Source organism: Actinophytocola sp. (assembly GCF_050699915.1).
Classification (GTDB): Bacteria; Actinomycetota; Actinomycetes; order Mycobacteriales; family Pseudonocardiaceae; genus Actinophytocola.
In genome coordinates this window covers 1-7,661 of the sequence record NZ_JBOHGA010000267.1, presented here as the reverse complement: position 1 = coordinate 7,661, position 7,661 = coordinate 1, and the positions used below count along the sequence as shown (strand labels likewise).

Annotated in this window: 7 protein-coding genes and 1 pseudogene; 5 read left to right on the top strand and 3 right to left on the bottom strand. The window is 70.6% G+C overall.

Going from position 1 to position 7,661, the window contains the following annotated elements:
• Positions 1–605 (bottom strand): annotated as a pseudogene (locus tag ACRDSK_RS29665) (L-erythro-3,5-diaminohexanoate dehydrogenase); the annotation flags it as partial.
• Between the two features lie 92 nt (positions 606–697).
• Here ACRDSK_RS29665 and ACRDSK_RS29660 point away from each other — a divergent pair.
• Complete coding sequence (locus tag ACRDSK_RS29660) at positions 698–2,131, top strand: KamA family radical SAM protein (RefSeq protein WP_431444663.1); 1,434 nt, start codon at positions 698–700, stop codon at positions 2,129–2,131.
• A gap of 58 nt (positions 2,132–2,189) precedes the next feature.
• Here ACRDSK_RS29660 and ACRDSK_RS29655 read toward each other — a convergent pair whose 3' ends face one another.
• Positions 2,190–3,014, bottom strand: coding sequence for an aldo/keto reductase (locus ACRDSK_RS29655; RefSeq protein ID WP_431444662.1), 825 nt, complete (start codon positions 3,012–3,014; stop codon positions 2,190–2,192).
• Between the two features lie 167 nt (positions 3,015–3,181).
• On the opposite strand from ACRDSK_RS29655, the gene ACRDSK_RS29650 reads away from it, so the two are divergent.
• The 3 genes from ACRDSK_RS29650 to ACRDSK_RS29640 all read left to right on the top strand — a co-directional run bounded on the left by ACRDSK_RS29650 (position 3,182) and on the right by ACRDSK_RS29640 (position 6,700).
• Positions 3,182–4,615, top strand: coding sequence for a S28 family serine protease (locus tag ACRDSK_RS29650; RefSeq protein ID WP_431444661.1), 1,434 nt, complete (start codon positions 3,182–3,184; stop codon positions 4,613–4,615).
• Positions 4,616–4,694: 79 nt separating this feature from the next.
• On the top strand, positions 4,695–5,762 hold the full coding sequence (locus ACRDSK_RS29645; RefSeq protein ID WP_431444660.1) for a GDSL-type esterase/lipase family protein: 1,068 nt from the start codon (positions 4,695–4,697) through the stop codon (positions 5,760–5,762).
• A 77-nt stretch (positions 5,763–5,839) separates the two neighbouring features.
• A complete protein-coding gene (locus tag ACRDSK_RS29640; protein WP_431444659.1) occupies positions 5,840–6,700 on the top strand; it encodes a phosphatidylinositol-specific phospholipase C/glycerophosphodiester phosphodiesterase family protein in 861 nt (286 codons plus the stop codon).
• Positions 6,701–6,708: 8 nt separating this feature from the next.
• On the opposite strand, the gene ACRDSK_RS29635 is transcribed toward ACRDSK_RS29640, so the two are convergent.
• Complete coding sequence (locus ACRDSK_RS29635; protein ID WP_431444658.1) at positions 6,709–7,014, bottom strand: ArsR/SmtB family transcription factor; 306 nt, start codon at positions 7,012–7,014, stop codon at positions 6,709–6,711.
• 90 nt (positions 7,015–7,104) lie between these two features.
• On the opposite strand from ACRDSK_RS29635, the gene ACRDSK_RS29630 reads away from it, so the two are divergent.
• Positions 7,105–7,661, top strand: a 557-nt coding sequence (locus ACRDSK_RS29630; protein ID WP_431444657.1) for an MFS transporter, incomplete at its 3' end; no start/stop codon positions are given.

Genomic DNA, 7,661 nt, shown 5'->3' with positions numbered 1-7,661 from the left:
GCGAGCGAGAGGCTGCCGGACTTGCCGCCCCCGCCGAGCACCAGCACCGACGGGCTCGAGCCCGCCTCGCGGACCACGCGGTCGGTCAGCGCGGGCGCGCCGCACACGTCCAGCACGGACAGTGCGAGCTCGTCGGGCAGGTCGGCGGGCAGCACCGCGGCGATCGAGCGTCCGAAGAGGACGGCCGTGCCGCGGCACGGGACCTGCTCGCCGTCGCCGCTCCAGTCGGCGAGCCCGTCGTCGATCCGAAGTGGAGTGAGCGTGAGGGAGACGAGCGTCGCAATGCGGTCGCCGGGCTCGAGGCCGAGCGGGGACTCCGGGCCGACCTCGCGGACGGTGCCGAGCAGCATGCCACCCGATCCGGTGACCGGATTGTGCATCTTCCCGCGCTCGGTGATGATCTCCAGCACCGCCCGCCGCACCGCCTCCGGCTCGCCGTGCCGCTCGCGCAGCTGCCGGTAGGACGCGGCGTCGAGGTTGAGCACCTCGACGTCCACCAGCACCTCATCCGGCCACGAGCGAACCTCCGTCGAGAGGCGCCACGCCTGCTGCGGCAGCACCCCGGCGGGCTCGAGCACGCGGTGTAGACCGAACGGCGACGACACGCAACCCTCCTTCCGTAGGATTCCGAATAATTTGCGTCTAGGATACGTTCTGACAGCATATCTTTACGTCAACCTAGCGGTAAGGAGAACAGATGACGGCGACGCGCAGTGTGGTCAACGCCGCCACGACAGTCTCCGAGGCGGTGGACGAGACCTCTCGGCAACCGTACGAGTACGTCAGACGAGAGCTCGTGGAGCCCGACTGGCGCCGCTTCCCCGGCTGGCGGGAGATCACCGAGGCCCAGTGGCGCGACGCCCAGTGGCAGCGGGTGCACTGCGTGAAGAACATCAAGCAGCTGCGGGCCGTCGTCGGCGACCTGCTCGCCGAGTCGTTCTACGAGGACCTGGCGGCCGACCAGGACCGGCTCGCGACGATGTCGATGTTGCTGCCGCCGCAGATGCTGAACACGATGGCGCCGGACGCGGACCTCGAACAGGACGCGTACACAAAGGCCTTCCTCGCGGACCCCATCCGCCGGTACATGATGCCGGTGGCGAGCGACCGCGATCCACAGTGGCCGAACCACCCGCACTCCTCACGGGACTCCTTGCACGAGGCGGAGATGTGGGTGGTCGAGGGGTTGACCCACCGCTATCCCACCAAGGTGCTGGCCGAGCTGCTGTCCACCTGTCCGCAGTACTGCGGACACTGCACCCGGATGGACCTGGTCGGGAACTCGACGCCGCAGGTCGACAAGCACAAGCTCGCGCTCAAGCCGGTCGACCGCCAGGACCAGATGATCGACTACCTGAAGCGCACGCCCGGCGTGCGCGACGTGGTGGTCTCCGGCGGCGACGTGGCGAACGTGCCGTGGCACCAGCTCGAGTCGTTCCTCATGCGACTGCTGGACATCGAGACCGTGCGCGACATCCGGCTGGCCACCAAGGCTCTCGCCGGCCTGCCGCAGCACTGGCTGCAGCCGAAGGTCGTGGAGGGTCTGGAGCGGGTGGCCCGCACCGCCGGCCGCCGCGGGGTCAACCTGGCTATCCACACGCACGTCAACCACGCGCAGTCGGTGACGCCGCTGGTCGCCGAGGCGGCGCGGACCGCGCTGGAGATCGGCGTCCGCGACGTGCGCAACCAGGGCGTGCTGATGCGCGGCGTCAACGCCAGCCCGGACGACCTGCTGGACCTCTGCTTCGCGCTGCAGGGCGAGGCGAACATCCTGCCGTACTACTTCTACATGTGCGACATGATCCCCAACGCCGAGCACTGGCGGGTCGCGGTGTGGGAGGCACAGCAGCTGCAGCACGCGATCATGGGCTACCTGCCCGGGTACGCGACGCCGCGGATCATCTGCGACGTGCCCTACGTCGGGAAGCGCTGGGTGCACCAGCTCGCCGAGTACGACCGCGAGCGCGGCATCTCGTACTGGACGAAGAACTACCGCACCGGCATCGAGCGCCGCGACCCGGACGCGCTGAGCCGCAAGTACCCCTACTACGACCCGATCGCCACGCTGCCCGAGACGGGCCAGAAGTGGTGGACGGACTACGAGTCGACCGGCGGCGAACTGGACGAATAGGCGCGGTCCTGCGCGGTTTCGGCGCGCGCAGGGGGCGCGCCGAAACCGCTCGACCGCGTCAGTTGAACGCGTCGGGGTTCGGTCCGGTCCGCAGTCCACGTTCCAATGTGGACAGTCGGGCGATGTCCTCGTCGTCGAGGGCGAAGCCGAAGACGTCCAGGTTCTCCCGGATGCGGGCCGGCGTGACGGACTTCGGGATCACCACGTTGCCCAGCTGCAGGTGCCAACGGATGACCACCTGGGCGGGCGTGCGGTCGTGCTTGTCCGCGAGCTCCACGAGGGCCTGCTCGCCGAGGAGGTCGCCGCCCTTGGCGAGCGGGCTCCACGCCTCGGTGGCGATGCCGAGGTCGCCGTGCATCCCGCGCAGCTCGGCCTGCTGCAGGAACGGGTGCAGCTCGATCTGGTTCACCGCCGGGACGGTGCCGGTCTCGTCGACGATCCGGCGCAGGTGCGCCGGCTGGAAGTTCGACACCCCGATCGCCCGCACCCGGCCGTCGGCCTGCAGCTTCTCGAAGGCGCGCCACGTCTCGACGTAGGTGTCGCGCTTCGGGGTCGGCCAGTGGACCAGGTACAGGTCGAGGTGGTCCAGCTCGAGGCGGCGCAGGCTGGCGTCGAACGCGCGAAGCGTCTGGTCGTAGCCGTGGTCGTCGTTCCACAGCTTGGTGGTGACGAACAGGTCCTCGCGGGCGATGCCGGACTCGCGGATCGCCTGGGCGACGCCCTCCTCGTTCCCGTACGCCGCGGCCGTGTCGATGCTGCGATAGCCGGCGCGCAGCGCCTGCGCCACCGTCTCGGCCGTCTGCTCGGCCGGTACCTGGAACACGCCGAAGCCGAGCCGCGGCATGGACACGCCGTTGTTCAGGGTGAGATCCGGAATCGTCATGGGCCCTTCGTACCCACCCCGCGCGCCGGCAACACCTACCGCGGGTGATGGCTCGTACGCACAGTGAAGTGCAGGGTTTTGGGTCTACCACCAACGGGGCCAGTCAGGAACACTCTCGCAGGCGGTCGCATATACCCAGCGCGACCATCGATGCGAGGGAGAGTGGCGTGTCCATCCGAAGAAGGACGCTCGCGGCAGCGATCCTGCCCGTGGTCGCGGCGAGCATGATCGGGCTCACCGTCACCCTGCCGGCGCAGGCCGGACCCGAGCCCGGCGCGTCCGTGCAGGCGCAGGACGATCTCGTCGACCGGCTCGAGGCCGCGCCCGGGGTCACGGTCGTGTCCGAGGAGGCGGTGCCCGCGCCCGGCTACCGGTTCTTCTTCCTGACCATGCGCCAGCTGGTCGACCACACGAACCCGCAGGGGCCGACCTTCGAGCAGCGCTTCCAGCTGCTGCACCGGGACACCCCCCGGCCGATGATCCTGCACACCACCGGCTACAACATGCCCGAGGGCGCGTTCCGCTCGGAGCCGACCACGCTCGTCGACGGCAACCAGATCTCCGTCGAGCAGCGGTTCTTCAGCCCGTCCCGGCCCAACCCGGCGGACTGGCGCAAGCTCAACATCTGGCAGGCGGCCACCGACCACCACAAGATCGTCAAGGCCCTGAAGCCGATCTACTCGGCCAAGTGGATCTCGACCGGTGCCAGCAAGGGCGGCATGACCTCGGTCTACCACCGCCGCTTCTACCCGCGGGACGTCGACGGCGTGGTCGCCTACGTGGCCCCGAACGACGCCGACAACAAGCAGGACAAGGCCTACGACGACTTCTTCGCGAGCGTCGGCTCGACCCCGGCCTGCCGCACGGCGCTCAAGAACCTCCAGAAGGAGGCGCTGAGCCGACGCACCGAGATGGTCAACCTCTACGACCAGTACGCCGCGGCGAACGACCTACATTTCGACCAGGTCTTCGGCTCGACGGACAAGGCCTTCGAGATGACCGTGCTGGACACCGAGTGGGCGTTCTGGCAGTACTCGAGCGAGGCCGACTGCGGCGCGGTGCCCACCGGTGCGGCTACCGACCAGGAGATCTTCGACTTCATCGACAGCGTGGCCGGCTTCTCGTTCTACGCCGACGAGGGCATCCTGTTCTACTCGCCGTACTACTTCCAGGCCGCGACCCAGCTGGGCTGGCCGCAGCCGAAGTTCCGGTACCTGAAGGACCTGCTGCACTACCCGAACCTGTACGTGGCGAACTCCAGCCTGCCCGAGGAGCTGCGGTCCAAGCACGACCCGTGGCCGATCGCCGACGTGGACCGCTGGGTGCGCAAGGACGCAAGCCAGATGCTGTTCGTCTACGGCTCCGCCGACCCGTGGGGTGCCGAGCCGTTCCACCCGAGCAACAAGGACTCGTACACCTACACCGCGCCGGGCGCCAACCACGGCGCGAACATCGCCAAGCTCGGCGCGACCGAAAAGGCCGCCGCGACGGCGACGCTGCTGCGCTGGGCCGGACTGAGCGCCGCCCCGACCGCCCAGCGGTCGGCCGCGGTCGAGACGCTCGACAAGCGGGACCCGCGGAACATCCGCCGCCCGCTCTGACCCGACGACACCGACGACACCGAACGGCGCTCCCCCTGCTTCGGGGGGAGCGCCGTTCGCTGCGACTACGCTGAGCACGATGCGACCGACCGGATGGCGAGCGTGGGTCGCGCTCGCGGCAGTTGTCCTGCTGCTCGGCACGGTCCTGCTCGTGGCCGACGACCTCGCGCCGGAGCCCACCCCGCTGCCCGGACCGCCGGAGAACGCGCCGCGGGTGCTCGTGGCCATGGGCGACAGCACGATCTCCGGCGAGGGCGCGCACGACTACGAGAAGGGCACCGACGGGGAGGACGGGAACTGGTGCCACCGCTCGCGGCACGCGTCGATCTACCGGACGAGCCTGCCGACGATCGACCGGACGATCAACCTGGCGTGTTCCGGAGCGCCGTCCCCGCAGGTCGGCCTGGGTGACTTCGAGCAGTACACGGAGCCGTCCCAGGCGGAGCGCCTCGCGCCGATCGCCGCCCGCAACCGGGTGACGGCGATCGTCGTCGCGTCGGGCGCCAACGACGATCCGGCGTTCTCCCACGTGCTCAACGCCTGTGTGGAGGGCTGGACCGGCCAGGGCAGGCCGTGCCACGAGACGGTCGGGCCCGAGTGGTCGCAGCGGGTGGAGCGGATGGTGCCGAAGCTCGAGCGGGCGCTGCGCGACATCCGGACGGTCATGAGCAACGCCGGCTACCAGGAGACGGACTACCAGCTGATCGTCCAGTCCTACGCCGCGCCGGTGGGCCCGAACGTGGCGCCCGACCTGCAGGATCTGTCCGGCTGCCCGTTCCGTTCGGACGACCTGCGCTGGGTGCAGCGCACCGCGGTCCCGATCCTCACCACCGGCGTCCGCGAGGCCGCGGGACGGGTGGACGCGCGGTTCCTCGACCTGTCCCGAGCGGGTGTCGGCCACGAGGCGTGCTCCGACGAGCGCGACCCGAGCCGGGAGTGGTTCCGCCGGCTGGCGGTCGAGTGGGACGACCTGCAGCACGAGGACCGCGCGACGCACGCGCTGCAGGAGTCCTTCCACCCCAACGAAGCCGGCCACGAGCAGCTCGGCCGCTGCCTGGCCGAGTTCGTCGACACCGGCGACCAGGCGGCGGCCTGCCTGGCCGGCGCGGACGGCAACCTCCACGCCGCCACCAGCCGGGGATCCTGACCGCGAAACGCCGTCCGGCGTTCACCCGGGTGCCCTACGGTGGCCGAGCACCCGCTCCCCACCAGACGGAGGTCACCGTGCGGGCCCTGCGCCGACCCCTGCTCCTGCTCGTCGTCCTCGCCGGCCTCGTCGCCGCCTCGCTGCCGGTGGCCGCGAGCCCCGCCCGGCACGTCACGCCGCTCGCCCAGGCCCACGCGCACAACGACTACGAGCACACCCGACCCCTGCACGACGCGCTCGACCACGGGTTCACCAGCGTCGAGGCGGACATCTTCCTCGTCGACGGCGAGCTGCTCGTCGCGCACGACCCGGAGGACCTCGACCCCGACCGCACCCTGCGCTCGCTCTACCTGGATCCTTTGCGGCACAAGGTGAGCCACGGCGGCGTCTACCCCGGCAAGCGCGTCGAGTTCCAGCTGCTGATCGACATCAAGACAGAGGGCGAGTCGACCTACGCCGCCCTCGACGCCCTGCTGCGCTCGCCGCGATACGCGTTCCTGTGGACGAAGTACCGCTTCGGCCACGTCAAGCGCGGGCCGGTCACCGCGGTCGTGTCCGGGAACCGGCCGCGGGCGACGATGGAGGGTCAGCGCACCCGGATGGCGTTCTACGACGGGCGCATCGCGAACCCGGACGACGTGGGTCCCGGCGGCGACGCCCGGCTGGCTCCGCTGGTGTCCGACAACTGGACAACGCTGTTCACCTGGACCGGCGCCGGCGAGATGCCCGCGGGCGAGCGGGCCGAGCTCCGGCGGATCGTCGACACGGCCCACCGCGCCGGCCAGCGGGTCCGGTTCTGGGCGACCCCGGACGTCGCGGGCCCGCAGCGCGAGGCGGTCTGGCGCGAGCTCGTCGCGGCGGAGGTGGACCACATCAACACCGACGACCTCGCCGGCCTGGCCGCCTTCCTGCGCGCGCAGGACAGGGCCGCGGCCTGACCCGGCTCTCAGCCCAGCACGGAGTCCAGCAGGCCGGGGAACCGCTTCTCCACGTCCTCGCGGCGCAGCCCAACCCACCGACGGCGGCCGTCGACGAACGTCGTGGTCACCCCGGCCTCGCGCAGCACCCGCCAGTGGTGGGACATGGTGGCGGCCTTGACGTCCACGTCGTAGGCGTCCGCCGAGCACGGGTGCGGCTCCTGCTGGGCGGCGAGCTCGCGCAGGATCTCCAGGCGCACCGGGTCGGCCAGTGCGCGGAGCACCGTGACGAGGTCGATGTCGTCCCGGTCGGGTTGAGGAAGCGTGCGACTCACGGGACCACCCTGCCAAATACTTTGACAACGATCAAACTATACGACACGATTGCCCGCGTGACGCTTCGATCGTCATCGAACAATACGGGGATGTTGACCGTGCTCGCGGTCGGCGTGTTCACCGTCGGCACCGACCTGTTCGTCCTCAATGGACTCCTGCCGACGATCGCCGCCGATTTGCGGGTGTCGGAGTCCACGGCGGGCCAGCTGACGACGGTGTTCGCCGTGACCTACGCGGTCGGCTCCCCGCTGATCGCCGCGTTCACCGGCGGCTGGGACCGGCGCTGGCTGCTGGCCGGCGGGATGGTGGTGTTCGTCGTCGGCATGGTCGGCCAGGCGGTCGGCACGACGTTCGCGGTGCTGGCCCTCGCGCGGGTGGTCGCCGCGATCGGCGCGGCGGCCTTCCAGTCCAACGCGTTCGCGGTGGCCGGCGCGACCGCGAGCGACGCGACCCGTGGGCGGGCGCTGTCCTGGGTGGCGACGGGCCTCTCGGTGTCCAGCGTGGCCGGCGTGCCGATCGGCGTGCTCGTCGGCGCGTGGCTCGGCTGGCGGGGCGTGATGTGGGCGATCGCCGGGATCGGCGTGCTGGTCGCGGTCTCGCTGACGGGGCTGCCGCGCGTGACGGTGCCGGCGGCCGGGCTGCGGAT